18 protein-coding genes are annotated in these 19,652 nt (G+C 40.8%); 6 read left to right on the forward strand and 12 right to left on the reverse strand.

Annotated features, from left to right (window positions below):
- Positions 1 to 373 precede the first annotated feature (373 nt).
- Positions 374 to 1,636 (forward strand): ATP-dependent Clp protease ATP-binding subunit ClpX, encoded by a 1,263-nt coding sequence (gene clpX, locus H3T84_RS05340; protein ID WP_025330305.1) that lies wholly within the window; start codon positions 374 to 376, stop codon positions 1,634 to 1,636.
- Between the two features lie 163 nt (positions 1,637 to 1,799).
- Here the strand turns inward: clpX and H3T84_RS05345 are convergent, their stop codons facing one another.
- Positions 1,800 to 2,477, reverse strand: coding sequence for a helix-turn-helix transcriptional regulator (locus H3T84_RS05345; protein ID WP_025330304.1), 678 nt, complete (start codon positions 2,475 to 2,477; stop codon positions 1,800 to 1,802).
- A 183-nt stretch (positions 2,478 to 2,660) separates the two neighbouring features.
- Between H3T84_RS05345 and H3T84_RS05350 the strand changes: the two genes are divergently transcribed.
- On the forward strand, positions 2,661 to 2,936 hold the full coding sequence (locus H3T84_RS05350) for a hypothetical protein (RefSeq protein WP_025330303.1): 276 nt from the start codon (positions 2,661 to 2,663) through the stop codon (positions 2,934 to 2,936).
- Between the two features lie 193 nt (positions 2,937 to 3,129).
- On the opposite strand, the gene mpl is transcribed toward H3T84_RS05350, so the two are convergent.
- Positions 3,130 to 4,533, reverse strand: coding sequence for a UDP-N-acetylmuramate:L-alanyl-gamma-D-glutamyl-meso-diaminopimelate ligase (mpl, locus tag H3T84_RS05355; RefSeq protein WP_198218465.1), 1,404 nt, complete (start codon positions 4,531 to 4,533; stop codon positions 3,130 to 3,132).
- A 1,210-nt stretch (positions 4,534 to 5,743) separates the two neighbouring features.
- Here mpl and H3T84_RS05360 point away from each other — a divergent pair.
- The gene (locus H3T84_RS05360; protein ID WP_198218466.1) at positions 5,744 to 6,802 is read left to right on the forward strand and encodes an alpha/beta fold hydrolase; all 1,059 of its coding nucleotides are present in this window, start codon (positions 5,744 to 5,746) and stop codon (positions 6,800 to 6,802) included.
- A 125-nt stretch (positions 6,803 to 6,927) separates the two neighbouring features.
- Here the strand turns inward: H3T84_RS05360 and pnp are convergent, their stop codons facing one another.
- A complete protein-coding gene (pnp, locus tag H3T84_RS05365; RefSeq protein WP_198218467.1) occupies positions 6,928 to 9,051 on the reverse strand; it encodes a polyribonucleotide nucleotidyltransferase in 2,124 nt (707 codons plus the stop codon).
- Positions 9,052 to 9,480: 429 nt separating this feature from the next.
- Between pnp and H3T84_RS05370 the strand changes: the two genes are divergently transcribed.
- Both H3T84_RS05370 and H3T84_RS12420 read left to right on the forward strand, forming a co-directional pair.
- The gene (locus H3T84_RS05370; protein WP_198218468.1) at positions 9,481 to 10,056 is read left to right on the forward strand and encodes an acyl-CoA thioesterase; all 576 of its coding nucleotides are present in this window, start codon (positions 9,481 to 9,483) and stop codon (positions 10,054 to 10,056) included.
- 67 nt (positions 10,057 to 10,123) lie between these two features.
- Positions 10,124 to 10,231, forward strand: a complete 108-nt coding sequence (locus H3T84_RS12420; RefSeq protein ID WP_110414477.1) for a RepB family plasmid replication initiator protein — start codon at positions 10,124 to 10,126, stop codon at positions 10,229 to 10,231.
- A 294-nt stretch (positions 10,232 to 10,525) separates the two neighbouring features.
- Here H3T84_RS12420 and H3T84_RS05380 read toward each other — a convergent pair whose 3' ends face one another.
- The 4 genes from H3T84_RS05380 to truB form a co-directional block, all read right to left on the reverse strand.
- Complete coding sequence (locus H3T84_RS05380; protein ID WP_041879136.1) at positions 10,526 to 10,840, reverse strand: hypothetical protein; 315 nt, start codon at positions 10,838 to 10,840, stop codon at positions 10,526 to 10,528.
- Positions 10,840 to 11,064, reverse strand: coding sequence for a hypothetical protein (locus tag H3T84_RS05385; protein WP_100126403.1), 225 nt, complete (start codon positions 11,062 to 11,064; stop codon positions 10,840 to 10,842). Before H3T84_RS05385 ends, H3T84_RS05380 begins: the two co-directional genes overlap by 1 nt.
- Before the next feature lie 392 nt (positions 11,065 to 11,456).
- The gene (rpsO, locus tag H3T84_RS05390) at positions 11,457 to 11,723 is read right to left on the reverse strand and encodes a 30S ribosomal protein S15 (RefSeq protein ID WP_025330297.1); all 267 of its coding nucleotides are present in this window, start codon (positions 11,721 to 11,723) and stop codon (positions 11,457 to 11,459) included.
- Positions 11,724 to 11,810: 87 nt separating this feature from the next.
- Positions 11,811 to 12,734 (reverse strand): tRNA pseudouridine(55) synthase TruB, encoded by a 924-nt coding sequence (truB, locus tag H3T84_RS05395; RefSeq protein WP_198218469.1) that lies wholly within the window; start codon positions 12,732 to 12,734, stop codon positions 11,811 to 11,813.
- An 814-nt stretch (positions 12,735 to 13,548) separates the two neighbouring features.
- Here truB and adhP point away from each other — a divergent pair.
- A complete protein-coding gene (gene adhP, locus H3T84_RS05400; protein ID WP_025330295.1) occupies positions 13,549 to 14,562 on the forward strand; it encodes an alcohol dehydrogenase AdhP in 1,014 nt (337 codons plus the stop codon).
- A gap of 65 nt (positions 14,563 to 14,627) precedes the next feature.
- Here the strand turns inward: adhP and nagZ are convergent, their stop codons facing one another.
- The 5 genes from nagZ to rpiA all read right to left on the reverse strand — a co-directional run bounded on the left by nagZ (position 14,628) and on the right by rpiA (position 19,584).
- The gene (nagZ, locus tag H3T84_RS05405) at positions 14,628 to 15,725 is read right to left on the reverse strand and encodes a beta-N-acetylhexosaminidase (protein ID WP_232346118.1); all 1,098 of its coding nucleotides are present in this window, start codon (positions 15,723 to 15,725) and stop codon (positions 14,628 to 14,630) included.
- Between the two features lie 167 nt (positions 15,726 to 15,892).
- On the reverse strand, positions 15,893 to 17,362 hold the full coding sequence (locus H3T84_RS05410; protein WP_198218606.1) for a DegQ family serine endoprotease: 1,470 nt from the start codon (positions 17,360 to 17,362) through the stop codon (positions 15,893 to 15,895).
- Positions 17,363 to 17,448: 86 nt separating this feature from the next.
- Complete coding sequence (gene nth / locus H3T84_RS05415) at positions 17,449 to 18,090, reverse strand: endonuclease III (RefSeq protein ID WP_198218470.1); 642 nt, start codon at positions 18,088 to 18,090, stop codon at positions 17,449 to 17,451.
- Between the two features lie 12 nt (positions 18,091 to 18,102).
- Positions 18,103 to 18,753 (reverse strand): thermonuclease family protein, encoded by a 651-nt coding sequence (locus tag H3T84_RS05420; RefSeq protein WP_025330291.1) that lies wholly within the window; start codon positions 18,751 to 18,753, stop codon positions 18,103 to 18,105.
- Between the two features lie 162 nt (positions 18,754 to 18,915).
- Positions 18,916 to 19,584 carry a ribose-5-phosphate isomerase RpiA gene (rpiA, locus tag H3T84_RS05425; RefSeq protein WP_037393496.1) on the reverse strand — a complete coding sequence of 223 codons (669 nt, stop codon included), beginning with the start codon at positions 19,582 to 19,584 and terminating at the stop codon, positions 18,916 to 18,918.
- Positions 19,585 to 19,652 lie beyond the last annotated feature (68 nt).

Consider the following 19,652-nt stretch of genomic DNA (forward strand, 5'->3'; position numbering starts at 1 on the left):
TTCTTAAGAGAATACTACTTCATACTGGACGCAATAGAGACACAGACATAATTATTATCTGTGTTTGAAAGAAGTTTTTAACGTCCAATTATTCAATAAAAATATTGTTTCTCAATCTAATTATAAGACAAATTTGCTTACGGCCGGTATTTTCTTATTATATTTGGCTAAAAAAGGTGTTTATAAACGATATTTTAATCAGATTTTCATTATCAAACTGATTTCTTCAGTGATTAAAACCACACTAGCATTCAGTTTGATATCAGCCTGATAAAACTATATACTCGTTTTTTGGCTGAATCCGATACGATATCACTTATGTATTTGGTCCGGCATTCAATATAAGCTCTATTTTCTTGATGAAATCCTGTTTATGAGTAAAGAAATTCGTTATTGTTCGTTTTGCGGTAAACCTGAAAACGAAGTTAAAAATTTAATTGAAGGTGAAAACGCATTAATCTGTAATGAGTGCGTGGATACATGCAATGAAATGCTACATAATCCGGGTGCTTCTTCTACAGAGAATGGCATGCCGGCAGCTGACGGAGACGGACAGGAAAAACTGCCTACTCCGGCAGAGATTGTTGCTAATCTTGACCAGTATGTAATCGGACAGGAAACAGCAAAAAAATCACTGGCTGTAGCGGTATATAATCATTACAAACGCTTGCGTCTGGGTAAGGAAGAAGGTCAGGTAGAGCTGTCTAAATCCAATATTCTGCTGATTGGACCTACCGGTTCCGGTAAAACTCTGCTCGCTCAGACTCTAGCGCGCAAACTGGATGTTCCGTTTGTGATGGCTGATGCCACCACACTTACCGAAGCCGGCTATGTTGGTGAGGATGTGGAACAGATTATCACTAAATTATTGGGGAAATGCGATTTTGATGTACAAAAAGCACAAAAAGGCATTGTATACATCGATGAAATCGATAAAATCTCCCGCAAAAGTGATAATCCCTCTATCACCCGCGACGTTTCCGGTGAGGGTGTTCAGCAGGCTTTACTTAAACTGATAGAAGGAACTGTTGCATCTGTGCCGCCACAGGGTGGACGCAAACATCCTAATCAGGAATTTATTAATGTAGACACTACTAATATTCTGTTTATCTGTGGTGGTGCATTTGCCGGACTGGAAAAAGTTATCCGTCAGCGTACTGAAAAGGGTGGTATCGGCTTTGGTGCTGCGGTACACAGCAAAGACGAAAATACCAATGTAAGCGAACTATTTCAGACGGTAGAACCGGAAGACCTGATTAAATTCGGTTTGATTCCCGAGCTGATCGGCCGTCTGCCAGTTATTGCAACGCTCACTGAGCTGGATGAAGATGCACTGATTAATATCCTTACCGAACCTAAAAATGCATTAATTAAGCAGTTTCAGGCTCTGTTTGCGATGGAAGGTGTGGAGCTACAAGTACAACCCTCTGCATTACGGGCAATTGCCAAGCTGGCCATGGCGCGCAAAACTGGTGCCCGCGGCCTACGCTCAATTGTAGAAAAAGCGTTGCTCAATACTATGTATGCTTTGCCGGATTTAAACGATGTAAAAAAAGTGGTTGTTAATCAGGATGTAATTGATAAAGGTGCTGAACCTGAATGGTTACTGGCTGATGGCAGTGCTTATAAAGGCTAAAACCATAAGCTGAATTTTACGTGCATAAAAAAACCGTCTGAATTTTGGAATTCAGACGGTTTTTCATGTCCAGAATAAATGAGTTAACCGGTTAATAATGTGTCTGCAGTAATACCCGGATTATCAAACTGGCTCTTCAGTATGAAATTTTATTATCAGAACATTACAGATAACGGCCAAACCACAATACTTTACCGATGATTTGTACATCATCACTTTCACTATCCAGCCGGATTTCAAAACTCGGATAGGCTTCATTAGCAGAAATAACATTCACTACATTACCCGGCATCAGCTGTAAACGCTTAACCAGCAGATTATCGTTAATACGCAGTACATACAAACCATCACGGCGTATATGATTCATTTGCTGTACCAGAATGGTATCCCCGTCATTGAGTACACCTTCCATTGAATCGCCTTTGACCGAAATCACTGACAAGCCACTAACTTCAGGGCTAATCATTGAATTTATCCAATCCTTGCGAAACGCCATGGTAAACATCGGTTTTTCATTAGCAACTAAACTACCATGTCCGGCAGCTGCTTCAATTGCATAACGCGGTACATAAACAAAATCTTCAGTATTCACCGGATTACCCAGCGTATCATGTGCTGCCTGAGTTTGTTGTTCAGGAAAGGGCTCCCCCTCTCCGGTCAGCAACCAGTCAATACTGCAACCTTTTAATTCTTTGATACGTTTCAGGGTTTCTGCTTTGGGTAACCCGCCTTCATGCCAGATACGACTGAAACCGGCCATAGTCATATCAATGTCTGTGGCAATTTTAGACTGGCGCTCACCTGGCCACAGTGAAGCCAGACGGTCTTTAAATGTTTGCATGCACAAATTCCGGCAATTTCTTAGAAATATCGTCAATAAATTTGTTTTTATTATACTTCATTTTTAGAAAAATGAAAAGTAACTAAATATTTAAGAAATAAATTTCTTGAATATTTATTTTTTTCTAATTAATATAATAAAAATTAAACAATTTATTAGATTTTTCTAAATAAGGAATGGATTATGAAATTATTAAAAATATATGGGTTAATGGCTTTATTATTGTTGCTGGGCAATTTTCATTCAGTACCAGCTCGTGCTACAGCTCCTGCGGCATTGATTTCGCAAACGCTGGACTGCCAGCATCTGGCGAATTTAACTTATACTGAAATGAATCCAACCCAGATTAAAGTAGCCAAAAACTGTGACCAGCGTGAAGCTGCACAAAGCTGGCAAAATGCATACGGAAAAATGAATCATACTGAAATGGCAAAAGCTACGGTTTATGAGGCTTCCTGAAATATTGTATCGCTCTGCTTCTGTTGTACTATCAATCACGTAATTTCATTATTTTTTATATTTACCCTGTTACTGCACTGTTTTAAAACGCACATAAAATAAAAGCCTGAGTACCTGAAATAACAGATAGCTACGGCCTTTAGAAAATCTGAACAGGGGTTATTGTTTTACCTTGAATTCAGTACAAAAATAATTAATTATTTGCTTTGTGTTGTAACTGAGTCAGTAATTGCTGATGAATACCACCAAAGCCGCCATTACTCATGATCAGAATATGATCCCCATGCTCTGCCTGTGCAGTGATAGCTTCAACCAGTGACTGCATATCCTGAAAAACTGCTACTTTATCCTGTAACGGACTTAGTGCAGCCGCAACATCCCAATCAACCCCGCCGGCATAACAGAATACTTTATCAGCTTCCGCCAGACTGGCAGATAAAGCAGCTTTCATGGTACCCAGCTTCATAGTATTAGAGCGTGGTTCAAGCACAGCCAGAATACGTGCATTAACAACTTTCTGACGCAAACCGGCAATAGTTGTGGCAATGGCTGTCGGATGATGAGCAAAATCATCATAAACCGTAATATCGTTAACAACACCTTTGACTTCCATGCGCCGTTTAACATTCTCAAAACGAGACAATGCTGCACAAGATTGCCGGATTGACACACCTGCATGACGTGCCGCAGCAATTACTGCCAGTGCATTCATACGGTTATGCTGCCCCAGTAGTTTCCACTCTATATGTCCCACCTTTTGTTGCTGATAGAGTACATCGAAGCCACCGGTTGCAGAAATTTCACCAATCTGCCAATCCTTATTCAGACCAAAACCTTCTACTTCTGACCAGCAGCCTTGCTGTAAAACTTCATCCAGTGCAGCCGATTGTTCATTAACAACAATCAGCCCTTCACTGGGAATTGTACGAATCAAATGATGAAACTGAGTCTGAATTGCTGCGAGATTGGGGAAAATATCCGCATGATCATATTCCAGATTGTTCAGAATTGCCGTACGCGGACGATAATGGACAAACTTACTGCGTTTATCAAAAAAAGCTGTGTCATACTCATCTGCCTCGATGACAAAAAACGGACTGCACTCTGGTTCAGATGCGGATTGCTCAGCCGGTGGTACCTGAGGCAGGCGCGCTGATACAGCAAAATTTTGCGGTACCCCGCCAATCAGAAATCCGGGAGCCAGACCAGCATCTTCAAGCACCCATGCCAGCATACTGGCTGTCGTTGTCTTACCATGAGTGCCGGCTACTGCCAGTACCCAGTGCTGTTGAAGAATATTTTCAGCCAGCCATTGCGGGCCGGAAGTATAAGGTAAGTTACGATTAAGGATGGCTTCAATGACAGGCATGCCGCGACGGGCAACATTACCAATTACATAAATATCAGCAGGATAACTGTCCAGCTGTGCTGCTTCGAATCCTTCCACCGCATCAATGCCCAAATCAGCCAGCTGTGTACTCATGGGCGGATACATTTTGGCATCACAACCAGTTACTTGATAGCCTGCCTGTTTGGCTATAGCGGCAATTCCCCCCATAAATGTTCCGCCGATACCAATGATATGGATATGCTGCATTTCTCTGTCTCTATGCGATGAAAACCAGCATTATAGACTTTCCTCATATTTACTACATGGCTGTTTTGTATTTTCTGTACACTGTCACCGCTAAAATTAAATTCAAAATACAAAGCCGGCACTGAAAAACAGAAAATAGACTATTGTGATTAATTTAAAAGAGTTCGTATTGGATCATTAGAAATATTTGATTATGAAATATATTATTATCTGCTGATACTGAGAAATAATTATTTGGTATTTTTATGAATATTTAATCATGTAACGCTGAAAGATATTTTTCAGATTTCTTTTTTTCCATTTCGCGACAAGAATAAAGTTCGGGACTTTTATAAGATATTCCTTTTGTTGAAATTTAAATGTCAGCCTGCTTCTGATAAAACCTGATTTGAAGCTTAGTTCGGAAACTTCTGTCACAGCAATAATAATAGCATCTGTATGGTTATACTTTTACATGTTGTGTTCCATACAATATTGATGAACTATCAAATTTTCGCAACTTGTACTTGTCAAAATCTGCTTCGATATTTTTTCAGCTTTAGATAGTATCCATATTAAAGGCGGAAAATCATAAAATATACTTAAGTAAATCTTCAATCCTGTCAATATAATAAATATATTTTAGTTTATCCACAATCATAATACCTGATATTGTTTTCCCAGTCTTTATCCACGTATCTGTCAGCGTATACGATAAGATGAATAAATACACATTATTCCTGTGATTATTGGGATGGTGTTGCACATAAACTGTGGATAAGTAATTTATATTCTTGTTATATATAAATTAAATTTAACTGCCTATTTTTTAATCAGCAAATCATAACTGAATCAATTTTCCTTGATTCCGTTACATAAACTGCTCTGACAATATTTGTTTGCAAACAGCAGCATAGCCCTCATATCTATAACAGATATAGTTTTTAGTACATATTAAATTTAGTATTACTTGTTGAGCTTGTTGAATATTTTGAAATGCTGATAAGTTTCCACCGTTATGATGTTAATCGGAATGGTTTTCTGAAAAGCTGATTATCTTTATCATAAAAAACAAGTAAACGCTGATTTTTATATTCATTTCCGGATTTGAATTTGATTTATATAACGGAATATTGAACATTGATTACTGCTTTGATAATGGCTTTGATTTATTCCTTATTATATTATTTGAAATTATTATAACAACACTCCCTTATTAAAGAGGGATGCTATGATTAAATTACTTTTTTGCTTTATCAATTCATTTATTTTACTTTTTCCACTTATCTCCAACGCTTCAGAACATATTGGCTTTAAGCGAATTCACTATGATATACATGATGGAAGGCCACTAGATATTGCTGTTTGGTATGCCACTAATAATAGGCAAAATTCAATAACTATAGCTGATAATGCTATTTTTGATGGTTCTGAAGTTATTGCTGATGCAGTACCAGAAATAAAGAATACTAAATCGCCATTAATTTTACTTTCACATGGTTACGGTGGGAGCTGGCGAAATTTAAGTTGGCTTGCACATGCATTAGCTACAAAGGGATATATTGTTGCAGCTCCTAATCATCCGGGGACAACTGGATTTGATCAGAATACTGAGCAGTCAGCCAAACTATGGTTACGGCCGCAAGATTTAAGTAAAACTATTGATGCGCTGGCTGAAAATCAAACATTCTCAAATATCATTAATTTAAATCAGATTTCCGCTATAGGCCATTCGCTTGGTGGTTGGTCAGTAATTGCACTTTCCGGAGCCAGATTTGATACAGAGTCATTTAAGAAAGATTGTAATAAATATTCATATTTAAAAGCTTGTCATTTGATATCTGAACTTGGTCTGGCAAATTCAGAGCTTAATAAGAATATGTCAGACCCCAGGATAAAAGCATTCGTATCATTGGATGCTGGTTTGACAAGAGGGTTTACCATTGAAAGCTTACAAAAAATCAAAATACCATCTCTTATTATTGGTGCAGGAGTTGATATAGGTGATACAAATACACAACTTGAATCGGGTTATGTACAAGAATTTCTACCAAAATCGTCCTCAACTTATATCATTATTCCAGATGCAATGCATTTTAGTTTTATCCAAATTTGTAAATCTAATGCAATTGATAGATTGAATCAAGAAAAAGAAGGAGAAGGAATTATTTGTAAGGATGGCGGCAGTCGGGATAGAAGTGAGATTCATCGTGAAATTACTCATCTCATTGTTGATTTTTTATCTAAGACATTTTCAAATTATAAAACTGATTTCAAAAAACTGCTTTAAATGATGCAATTTCTTATTATTCTTATAATAGGTTATACCCCTTATAAATGATGTAATACTCCTATTTTGCTACAAAAAAAGACTGCCTTACATGTAAGGCAGTCTTGAATACTCAATATTAATGATTAATTTTCAGCCGGTTTTGGTTCTTGCGGTGCCTTTTCAAGCAAAGCTTTGATTGACAGGCGTACACGGCCGCGATCATCAATTTCCAGTGCTTTTACTTTAACTTGCTGACCAATTTGCAGGTAATCGCTTACATTTTTCACACGATCATGTGAAATTTGGCTGATGTGTACCAAGCCGTCTTTACCCGGCATAACTGATACGATAGCACCAACATTGTTATCCAGAATCTTGATTACTGTGCCTTCGTATACTTTACCCACTTCTACTTCAGCAGTAATTTCTTCAATACGGCGTTTGGCCGCTTCTCCTGCTTCACTGGTGCTGGCTGCAATGGTAATTGTACCATCTTCGGCAATATTAATTTCAGTACCGGTTTCTGCGGTTAATGCACGGATGGTTTCACCGCCTTTACCAATAACATCACGAATCTTGTCCTGATGGATTTTCATGGTAAATAAACGTGGTGCATGTGCAGATAATTCTTGCGGACCTTTTACTGCTTCCTGCATTTGTCCGAGAATATTCAAACGAGCTTCTTTCGCCTGAGCCAGTGCAATCTGCATGATTTCCTTGGTAATTCCCTGAATTTTGATATCCATTTGCAGAGCAGTCACACCTGTAGTGGTACCAGCAACTTTAAAGTCCATATCACCAAGGTGGTCTTCATCGCCCAGAATATCAGTCAGTACAGCAAATTTATTGCCATCCAGGATTAAACCCATGGCTATACCGGCAACATGGCTTTTCAAAGGAACGCCGGCATTTAGCAAACTCAGACATCCGGCACATACGCTGGCCATGGAAGAAGAACCATTGGATTCAGTAATTTCAGACACCACACGCATGGTGTAGCTGAAATCTTCAACATCAGGCAATACAGCCAGCAGTGCACGTTTTGCCAGACGGCCGTGCCCAATTTCACGGCGTTTTGGTGCACCCATACGGCCTACTTCACCGGTTGAGTATGGCGGAAAATTGTAATGCAGCATAAAGCGGTCGGTATATTCACCACTCAGAGCATCGATAATCTGTTCATCACGCTGAGTGCCCAGTGTTGCTGTAGCCAGTGACTGAGTTTCACCACGGGTAAACAAGGCAGAACCATGTGTACGCGGTAACACGCCGGTCCGGATATTAATAGGTCGAACAGTACGGGTATCACGGCCGTCAATACGCGGCTGGCCTTCCAGAATCTGGCCACGAACTACTTCTTTTTCCAGATCTTTGAAAATACCGCGAATCTGGTTAGCCAGTAATGTATCAGTTTCTTCGGTAATCAAAGCCGCTTCAACAGCAGACCATGCTTCATCTAGTTTTGCTGTACGGGCTTGTTTTTGCTTGATTTTGAATGCTTCATCAATTGTTGCACCAGCCAGCTCACGTACTTTGGCAATCAGGCTTTCATCAGCAACAGGAGCCTGCCAGTCCCACATTTCCGGATTAACTTCATCTGCAAATTCATTGATGGCACGGATGGCTGCCTGCATCTGTTCATGACCGAATACTACTGCACCCAGCATGGTTTCTTCAGACAGTACATCTGCTTCAGATTCCACCATTAATACGGCTTTTTCTGTACCCGCAACAACTAAATCCAGTTGTGACTGAGCCAGCTGTGTTTTAGTCGGATTAAGAACATATTCACCATTGACATAGCCGACACGAGCTGCACCAATCGGACCGGCAAAAGGTACACCTGTTAGTAGTAGTGCAGCTGAAGCACCTAGCATAGCCGGAATATCTGAATCAATTTCCGGATCAACTGATACTACCATGGCAACTATCTGAATATCGTTGTAGAAACCTTCCGGAAATAAAGGACGAATCGGACGGTCAATCAGGCGGCTGGTAAGGATTTCTTTTTCACTCTGTTTGCCTTCCCGCTTAAAAAATCCGCCCGGAATTTTACCGGCTGCATAGGTGCGTTCCAGATAGTCTACGGTCAGCGGAAAGAAATCCTGACCAGGTTTGACTTCTTTAGCAGCTGTAACGGCTACCAGTACCACAGTATCGCCCATGGAAATTTTTACTGCACCGGCTGCCTGACGGGCAATTTCACCAGTTTCCAAAGTAACTGTCTGATTGCCGTATTGAAAGGTTTTAATGTGTTTATCAAACATATTGTTTTTCCATTCTAATTTTTTGCAGATACCGCACCTGCTAAAAAACCTAACAATGTACACGTAACAGGCATATACATAGGTAGGGTTTCTGGCCGGGCGTGATTTGCAAAATGATTATTAATGAGGTTTTAATCAAGCCTGTAACAGGCTATAAATACATTTTGTATTATGGTCAAATTCTAACATATATTTTTTACCTTATCGCAAACTCAATGACTGTCACGACGCTGGTTAAGCTCAGGATATGCATTTTTGGTCTTTTTCAATCTGCCATAAAAATATTTCTATTGACCAAACATTTTTTCTTTACCAAAAATCATTAATATTAAAACTATTTGCTTGTATGTTAGAATTGATTTTATTAATGTAAATCACCATATTGGTTCAACCGGATCTGGCTGTACCTGTATTATTGAGGACAAAATAATGTCTGAATTTTTGTATAAAAAACCAACTGACAGTGATGTACTGTTATCTGTTGTGATGCATCCGGAAGATACCAACGCAAACAGCACTATTTTTGGCGGACGTATTCTGGCCTTAATGGATCAGGCCGCGTATGCATGTGCCTGTAAACACTCACGTTCTGTAACGGTAACAGCAGCTATTAATACTGTTAATTTCCGTACGCCAATTTATGTGGGTGATTTGGTCTCCATTAAAGCGCGAGTCAATTATGTAGGCAAATCGTCCATGATGATTGGTATTCGTGTAGAAGCGGAAAATCTGGTTACCGGAGAAATTCGTCATAGTAATTCCAGTTATTTCACCATGGTCGCCATTGATTCTGCCACTGGTAAGCCACAGTCTGTACCCGGTCTGATTCTGGAAACATCCAATGAAGTACGCCGTTTTGTACGCTCATATACTCGCAAGATAGAACAGCAGGAAGCTTTGAAAGAATTTCAGGCAAAAGCTTTTCATTTAAATAAGGATCATCTGGACTGGTGTCAGACACAGAATGCGCGTTTAAATCCCGATTTATATAACGAAATAGGATAATTCAGATTTGTTTGCATTTCTCTTCTGCCGGTGTGTAGTATTGATTTTTCAGCCTTGATTCAAGGCTATTGGCGACAAATACAAAGAAATTAGTAGCCTTAAAAAATTCGTAATTGCTCCGGCAGTTGAACAAATCAATACCAATACTGATTTTAATATTGATATTTCATTTTAGAAAATGTAAGCGCGAAATACGCTGGATACAGCTAAGATTTAACCAAAAACAGAAAGCTAAAGCATTTAGCGTGCAAGGTATTAGTTATAGTGCTTATGCCGCTGCCTGCTCTTTCTGGCAGAAGATAAAACGTGGCTTGAAACAGGGGCGCTACGACAATTACAAGCTGTCTGTATCATAAGCGAGCTATTAAATTTTATGGCACATGCTGAAGCGCGATTAAGTCATAGACTGTAAGCTAAACAAAAAAAGCCCCGTTTGGGGCTTTTTTTAATTTTACAAAGATTTTGCAGCCTATTTCTGTTCATATCGCGCTATCTCATTATCAAACTCTTGTTTTTCTTGTTTGATCCTTTCAACAACAACGGAATAATCAGTACCATGTAAATATGGTGGTGCTAATTCAGGACACAGATGATAGACAAGCATATTTATGTTAATCATATTACCTAAAGCTGTTCCACATGCATGAACAGTTAGATCAGGGTAAAAATGATATTTATGTCGTAAATCTAGAGCAAATTGATCAAGAGCCTTACCTAATTCATTAGCTCTCTGGTTAATCTCAACTAGTTGCTCATGAGAAAACTCTGATTTGTCCATATCCATTACCAATCATGATTCGCCGCCCCTCCAGGTAAGTCAAAAATACCTCCACTATCAGGGCCAAGACAATACGTATAGGCTGCATAACACTGATGAAACCCTATATTAGGAATAAGGCCTTCAGTACAACGATTATGTTGCTGGCTGCACCGTTTAAGCTGACTTACTGATAAACGCAGCAATCCTTCATTATCTTGTTTTTGATTCTGTTTCTTACTACTCAACATACTAGTTACACTAGAATGCTTTTGGTCAGCAGCGGTAGCAGTTACTGCTGATATACTTAAAACTGCCAGTATTGATAAAGAAATTAAACGCTTTAACTAAATTATAAGTCAATACGTTAAAATTTATTTTGTTTCAATTTTGTCACATACTTGGTTCGTCATCATCTTTATCATTACTCAGCGCAATCGCAACCCTTTCAGTTCCCTTCTGGTCAAGTATCCTGCCGCACGCTCAACCTGTTCTCTACCGTTGTTTTAAGCTTGTTATAGACATCCCGAAGGCTGTCCATGTCTTGGCCAATTGCCTTTGTTGTTCGCTCAAAATAGAAAGGTACGATAAGGTATAAAAAAGCCGTCTTTAAAAAGACGGCTTTTTTTCAGATGGAGAATGCTTATTTACGCAGACCCAAACGTGCAATCAATTCGCGGTAGGTATCCGGTTTAGTGCGGCGGATGTAGGCCAGCAAACGACGACGGGAGCTAACCATTTTCAACAGACCACGACGGCTGTGATGGTCTTTCGGGTTAGCTTTAAAGTGACCAGTCAGATCATTAATACGGAAAGTCAATAACGCGATTTGTACTTCAGAAGAACCAGTGTCCCCTTCGGCACGTTGATAATCTTTAATAATTTGTGCTTTTTGTTCAACAGATAACATGTAATTTACTCTTAAAAAAAGCCTTACGGCAGACAAGTTGGCCAAGCTAATATATGTCATTAACAAATACCAACTCCGGATACATATTTAACTGATATAAGCCGTATTCATCAGACGCAGCACTTTCAAACGCCTGCTGGCAGCCTGATATTGCACCAGCCCGATAAAGCGGCCATCAACAGCATAAATACGCAAGGGGCACATTGTGCCATAATTTTGCTCAGAATGCACGGCTACACCATGCTGTAACTGCAAAATATCTTTATCATTCAGAGTGACAGCCGGAAAATGTTGTACGAGTACATCACAAGGCAAAAGCCAGTTATCCCGTGCAGCTTCATCCAGATTACTGATTGCAGCAAGTGAATGAGTCTGTTCAATGGTAAAGCCGGCAGTAGCAGTGCGGCGTAATGCAGTCAGATGCGCTACAGTTCCCATATATTTGGCCATATCTTCAGCCAGAGTACGTATATACGTTCCCTTACTGCAACGCACACTGATAACCAGCCGCGGGAAAGTAAAGTCAATAATATCTATCTGATAAATCGTTACCTGGCGGCTTTTCCGTTCGATGGTGATACCTGCACGGGCATATTCATATAATGGCTTGCCCTGATATTTAATAGCTGAATACATAGGCGGTGTCTGAGTAATTTCACCACTAAAAGCAGAAATGGCTGCCTGTACCTGCGCCAGTGTAATCACAGTATCGGAAGTGGCAACGATTTCACCTTCAGCATCACCTGTGCTGGTAGCCGCACCCAGCTGTAAAGTCGCTATATAAGCTTTATCTGCATCCAGAAGATACTGAGCAAATTTAGTTGCCTCTCCAAAGCATACGGGTAACAAACCTGTTGCCAGCGGATCCAGTACACCGGTATGCCCTGCTTTGGCCGCACCATATAAAAAGCGCGCCCGCTGCAAAGCACTGTTACTGCTCATTCCGCTGTCTTTATCGAGTAACAGCACGCCATTAAGAACGCGTTTGCGCCGGCTAGTCTGGGTATTCATGATATTGTTTATCTAATTTCAGTTTCAGGATCATTAGGCGAGCGCATCATAACATGCTTTATCCGGCCTATTCAGGATTAGTGGCTTTTTCGATTAGAAACAGGCTTGAGAACCAGTACTGGCTTTTAAAATTCCTGCTCCGCCGATAACAGAACTTCGGACATCTATATTTTCAAACTTAAAAACTGACTATAAAAGCATCTTATCAGGATACACACAGATGACATAATTACCAGATTTCACTATCAGTGAAATCAGCGAACCCAGATAGGTGTATGAATCAGATGTATATGCTGGCAGTCATACTATTCCTGATTTCCAGCGATGTTTACCCATGTGATAGTTAATTTTGCATACTGTCTTATTGTCTTAATTTAGGTGTGCAGCCTCTATGCAGATTTTATGTTTTCTTACCTGAGCAGATCTGATTAGTAGGATAATAGCAAAAAGGAATCATTGAAATTTATTAAAATTTCTTATAAGTATATGGTATTTTGCTGCAATTAAGTCTTACGCAGATGCTTTATTTAGAGTTACAATTATTTTATATACCAGTGCTGGTACTGCACTGATATATCTGTCAGAATAACTGGTAGAAAATAAATATTTTAATCCTGTTTTAAATGACATTTAATCGGTAATATGAGGTACATTTACACCTCTGTATACTTTTCTGTCATTTTTATTCAGGATTATATTTATACCGGTATCGATTTTATCCGGTAAATGATTTTCTGGTTGTACCGGTCTGTTTATCTGAGAACAGAAACTAACAGACTAAACACTTCTTCTTTACTGATGAAAAGGGTTCATTATGAAAGCAGCCGTAGTAACAAAAGACAAAAAAGTTGCCATCCAGGATAAAGCTGTACGCCCGCTGAAAGCCAATGAAGCATTGCTGAAAATGGAATGCTGTGGCGTTTGCCATACCGACTTGCATGTAAAAAATGCGGATTTTGGCGACGTAACTGGTGTAACACTGGGACATGAAGGTATTGGGGTTGTAACTGCTGTAGGTGAAGATGTTACTTCTTTAAAAGTGGGTGACCGTGCCAGTGTTGCCTGGTTCTTTGAAGGCTGCGGACATTGTGAATATTGCAACAGTGGTCGCGAAACCTTCTGCCGTGAAGTTAAAAATGCCGGCTATACTGTAGACGGTGGTATGGCTGAAGAATGTATCGTTGTAGCAGATTATGCAGTTAAAGTACCAGACGGACTGAGTTCTGAAGCAGCCAGCAGTATTACCTGTGCCGGTGTGACAACCTACAAGGCAATCAAAGTATCACACATCCAGCCGGGTCAGTGGATTGCGATTTATGGACTTGGTGGCTTAGGTAATCTGGCGTTGCAGTATGCCAAAAACGTGTTTAATGCTAAAGTAATTGCTATTGATGTTAATGAAAAACAACTTGAGCTGGCACGCGAAATGGGTGCAGATATGACTCTGAACCCTGCTAAAGAAAAAGTAGAAGAAATCATTCAGGAAAAAGTAGGTGGTGCTTACGCTGCTGTGGTTACAGCTGTAGCTAAATCTGCTTTCAATTCAGCCGTAGCCTCTGTTCGTGCCGGCGGACGTATTGTTGCTGTAGCCTTGCCAGTTGACACTATGGATCTGAATATTCCGCGTCTGGTTCTGGATGGTATTGAAGTGGTAGGTTCACTGGTAGGTACACGTGAAGATTTGCGTGAAGCATTCCAGTTTGGTGCAGAAGGTAAAGTAGTACCAAAAGTAACTATGCGCCCTCTGGAAGATATCAATGATATTTTCGATGAAATGACTGCCGGTAAGTTTACTGGTCGTATGGTAATCGACTTTAAAAATGCCTGATATCTGTTAGGCAGTTTAAAAAAGCCATAGTCTGACTATGGCTTTTTTGTTGTCCGGAAAATTAATTAGCAGGCTTCGCCTACCTGAACACCATTGAGAGTATCCTGAGCAGAGGCCAGACTGGCTACCAGTTGCTGAGCTGCCTGAAATTCAGGTGTCTGCATAGTAGCAATATATTCTGTTGCACTCCCCTTACCGGCAATCATTTGCCAGCGCTGTGCCAGCCGGCTGATATCCGGCCAGACAAAATCGGTCAGCAGATTATCTACCCAGTCTGGTTTATTACATACCAGAGCAATATCACAGCCGGCACCAAAAGCCTGCGCTGTACGTGCATGGATATCACCGGCGCAGCTGGCTCCTTCCATAGTTAAATCATCAGAGAAAATTACCCCGTCAAACTGCATTTTATCGCGCAAAACACCACCTAGCCAGATAGTGGAGAATCCTGCCGGTTCTGTCGGATCAACTTTAGGGTATACCACGTGTGCGGGCATGAGTGCCGGCATACCATTATGAATTAGATCTTTAAATGGCTGAATATCATCAGCCCATAACTCTTCCCAGCTGCGGTTATCTTCCGGTAAAGTAAGATGGCTGTCACCACTGACGGCTCCATGCCCGGGAAAATGTTTGCCACAGCAAGCCATACCACCACGAGCCAGACCACGTTGCAAAGCTACTGCCAGAGAGCTGACTACAGCCGGCTGCTGATGAAAACTGCGATTACCGATAACAGCACATTCACCCCAGTCCAAATCCAGAACAGGCGTAAATGATAAATCTATGCCACAGGCACGTAATTCAGTAGCCAGTACCCAGCCTACCGTTTCGGCCATTTTGTCGGCCATTGCTGCACCATGCTGCTCCCAGCACTGTCCCAGAGTACGCATGGCCGGCAATCGGGTAAATTCGGGAATAAAGCGCTGTACCCGCCCGCCTTCATGATCAACAGCGACAATAAGCTCCGGTGTTCTTAATGCTTTAATTTCCGTAACCAGCTCGGTTAACTGAGCACGGGACTGATAATTGCGCCGGAACAGAATCACACCGCCAATGGCCGGATGACATAAACGTTCACGTTCGATATCACTTAACCTGAACTCTGCCACATCAGCCATAACCGGACCACGTGCTAATGCTTTGGGATGTACTGACAACATAAATTATTCCAAAATTTTTCTGAATGAATCGCGTGGTCTGACCAGAAAGTGATCCATCATTAACGATGGAACAATTAATAAAACCTGCATAATGGTGTAAACGACCTGTGCGATTAACTGATGACCCAACTAGAACATATCCTAAGGACTGTATCTTTATGAAAAAATTACGGCAGCATCATAGCAATAAACAGGGTATTGTTTGCACGCCTGATTAACAGAGGTACATTTTTTCCACTGGCTGCTACTGCATTATCAAAATCTTTTTCATCATGTACCAGTTTCTGACCAACGGCGATAATAATATCGCCACGACGTAAATCTACCTGTGCAGCCAGCCCGCTGATGTCTTCAATAATCAGCCCCTGAGCTGTTGCCCGCAATACCAGACCGAGACGGTGTTCAGCAAAACTGGTTCCGTCAGTTGGCATAATGGTACTACTGGCAGAACTGGCCGGATTAGCTACAGCCGGAGACACATTATCCAGCGTTACCTTGATTTCTTCTTTTTTACCTTTACGCCAGATACCCAGAACGATTTGCTTACCTGGTGGAAGTAAACCAACTTTCACCGGCAAATCGCTTGAATTCTTTAGCTCATCGCCATTCACACTTTGTACGATATCACCGGATAATAAGCCTGCTTTAGCTGCCGGTCCGCCGGCAACAACTTGAGTAATCAGCGCACCATTGGCTTTATCCAGACCAAAAGATTTGGCCAGATTATAGTTGACTTCCTGAATAACTACCCCAAGCCGACCACGCTGTACCTTACCTGATGTTTTCAATTGCTCGGCTACATTCATGGCCACATCAATCGGAATGGCAAAAGAAATACCCATAAAGCCACCACTGCGACTGTATATCTGTGAGTTAATTCCTACTACCTGTCCCTTAAGATTAAATAAAGGTCCACCTGAATTTCCGGGATTAATAGCCACATCAGTCTGGATAAACGGCGTATAGTTTTCTTCCGGCAGACTGCGTCCTTTGGCTGAAACGATGCCGGCAGTCACACTATTATCAAAACCAAACGGCGCACCAATGGCCGCTACCCATTCTCCGACTTTTAATTCTTCAGGATTACCCAGTTCTACAACCGGTAATTCATTTGCACTGATTTTTAATAATGCAACATCAGACTGAGCATCAGCACCAATCAGTTTTGCCTGAAATTCACGTTTGTCATTCAGTAAAACCTTAATATTATTCATACCGTTGACTACATGAGTGTTGGTAAGAATATAACCATCCTTACTGATAATAAAACCTGAACCAAAATTATATTCATCATCATTTGCCTGCGGGGTTTGCGGTACATTTGGCAAAAGGCGTTTGAAGTATTCGTAAAACGGATCATTGTCAGGCAAAGCATCCGGACCGGCTTCATTATCGATATTACGGTTATTGCGTGTAGCCTGAATATTGACTACTGCCGGACCTTGCTGGTCGACCAGCCGGGTAAAATCGGGCAACAACATAGCTACCTGATTGCTGTTCCCATCAGTACCGGCAGGTATTTCCTTCACAAAACCCTGACCGTCCTTATTTTTACCAAACCATTGTTCCAGCCTGTCACAACCTGCTGCTACCAACAACACTGACAAAATTGCCGTCAACATATATTTGCGATTTATCCGCATCCACTTCCCTAACTTTTTTGTTTTCTTACACAAGCAAAGATTAATAATATTGTAACGAAAAGAGGCGTTAAGTTACACAATCAGACGGTTAAAGTCGACTTTGCCGGGTACTCGCACAAATCATTTATCAGACATTGCTCACACAGCGGTTTACGCGCTTTACATATGTAACGTCCGTGTAAAATAAGCCAGTGATGTGCATTAAGTCTGAACTGTTTCGGCACCACCTGCATTAATTTATCCTCAACTTCACGTACCGTTTTACCCGGTGCCAGACCAGTACGATTACATACCCGGAAAATATGCGTATCTACTGCAATCGTTGGATGACCAAAAGCTGTATTCAGGACAACATTAGCCGTTTTTCTCCCTACTCCCGGCAATGCCTCCAGCTCTTCTCTGGTTTGCGGTATATCTCCGTTATACTGCTGCACCAGAATCCGGCAAGTTTCCATCACATGTTTGGCTTTGGTTTTATATAAACCGATCGTCCGAATACACTCCATAACTTTATCTATTCCTAACTCCAGCATGGCTTGTGCTGTGGGTGCCATTCGGAATAAATGTACAGTACATTTATTGACAGAAACATCTGTTGCCTGTGCCGAGAGCATAACTGCTATCAATAATTCAAATGGTGAATGATATATCAGCTCTGTAGTCGGATTCTGACAGACAGCCTGCAAACGAGTGAATATTTTCTTGCGCTTTTGTGCATTCATGAAATTAAACCATTATCGGTTTTTTTGTTGCTGACGAAACTGCCACGGTGCTATTGCACTGGCATTGTGCCATAAACCGAGACGATTTTGGCGCGCCTGTATCTGAGCACTTTGATAACGGCCAAAACCTAATCGATCCTGCTGCTTTTTAGCAATTGAGTCGTAATGCCATGCATATCCCTGCTGAACCATCCATAAGTTAATATCTGCATTATTCAATATAATCTGACCAACTTCACGCTGATACTGATCTATAGCAACCACATTGACATCAACATACTTACCCTCAATACGTGCTTTTAAGGCATCGCGACTGGCTATACCATAAGCTTGTTTGATTTCCGGCGCATCAATATTAGCCAGACGAACTTTATGCATATGCCCGTCCTTGTCTCTGATATGCACAGTATCTCCGTCATGCACACTGTCAACATTACCGGAATAGCGTCCTTTACTGGCTACTGCCCACTTTTTTCCTCTTACAGGCGGCTTACCATTAAGTAAATCCTGTACAGAGCGCACAATACTGTCCGCTTTCTGTGTCCATTCCGCTAAAGGTGTAATTATACTTTCCGGCAACCACACTTTAGCGATTGTCAGAATAACAGCCACCCAGACCAGAATTTTACGCCAGTTAGTCAGAATTTTTTTTCTTTTATGCATTTATCAGAAAACCACATTGTTAAATATGCCCGGCATGAACAGAATAAACCACAGACAGTAAAATAAACCCTTAAAACAACAGCAGCCAGCTACCCTTTTTTCAGGTAACTGGCTGCGCAGATATTAATTAATTGTAATATTAAATACTTCTGTGCAGCGAATTCAAACTCTGGCAGTTAATACCTTGACACCATCGCTGCAACCCAGCACCAGTAAATCAGCCGGATGGTGAGTAAACAAACCATTTTCCACTACACCGGGTATCTTATTAATGGCATCTTCCATTTTAATTGGCTCATCAAAGTTCAAATTAGCTACATCCAGTATCTGATTACCATGATCAGAAGTAAAACCCAGACGCAGTTCAGGCTCTCCGCCAAGTTTCAGTAGCCGGCGCGCTACCAGTGAACGAGCATTGGGTGTCACTTCCACTGGTAACGATACATGGCCAAGACGACTGGTATATTTACTTTCATCAGCAATACAAATGAATTTCTCAGCAGCACTGGCAACAATTTTTTCATTTAACAATGCACCGCCGCCACCTTTAATCATCTGCAATAAATGATTGATTTCATCAGCTCCATCAATGTACAGCGGTAAACCATTCACTTCATTGAGTGTTACTTCCGGAATACCAAATTTTTTTAAAGTTTCACTGGTCAGAGCAGATGTGGATACTGCACCTTTAATCTGCTTTTTACTTTGTGCCAGTGCCTCAATAAAAAAATACACGGTAGAACCGGTACCAATACCCAGATACTCGTTTTCATTGACATATTCAACAGCTTTTTGCGCTGCCTGACGTTTCAACTCATCCTGTGTGGCCATTCTACTGCTCCTTGATCAGCTTAACTTTAAGTACATTTCAAACAATAATTATTCCTGCACGAAATTAT

The organism is Snodgrassella sp. M0110 (genome assembly GCF_016101465.1).
GTDB classification, from domain to species: Bacteria; Pseudomonadota; Gammaproteobacteria; order Burkholderiales; family Neisseriaceae; genus Snodgrassella; species Snodgrassella alvi.